This is a genomic window from Agrobacterium sp. a22-2 (assembly GCF_012276985.1).
Classification (GTDB): Bacteria; Pseudomonadota; Alphaproteobacteria; order Rhizobiales; family Rhizobiaceae; genus Allorhizobium.
The window spans coordinates 1-440 of record NZ_JAAXMM010000065.1 but is presented as its reverse complement, the minus strand read 5'-3'; the positions used below and the strand labels follow the sequence as shown (position 1 = coordinate 440).

The window sequence follows — 440 nt, the reverse complement described above, 5'->3', positions numbered from 1 at the left end:
GGGGATCGTCGTCTCGAACAGGCGCACCACGCGGCCGGCCAGCAATTCGTTGAACGCCAGCGTCGGGCGGATCAGCGCAATGCCCTGCCCCGCTGCCGCGGCCTGCAACAGCAATGATGAATCCTGGAACATCAGCCCCCCGCGCGGCTCCACAAACCCCTCAAGGCCGGCCGCATCGAACCACGGTTTCCATGCCTCGCCCTCGCTGCGCAGCAGGGTCATGCTTGCCATCTCGGCCAGCGTGCGCGGCAGGCGTCCGCCGTTGAACGACGGGCTGCAGATCGGGAAGAACACATCGTCGAGCAGCTTTTCCACGTACAGGCCCGGATAGTTGCCCGAACCCATGCGCAGCGCCACGTCCACCTCTTCGCGCGCAAAATCGACCAGCGCGGGGCTGGAGAACAGTTCCACTTCCAACTCGGGATGGCGCTCGATGAAGG

The 440-nt window shown here is 65.5% G+C and carries 1 protein-coding gene; it reads right to left on the bottom strand.

All coding sequences use genetic code 11. From position 1 onward, the window contains the following. Positions 1-440, bottom strand: a 440-nt coding sequence (locus tag HFC70_RS26390; protein ID WP_246735972.1) for a LysR substrate-binding domain-containing protein, incomplete at both ends; no start/stop codon positions are given.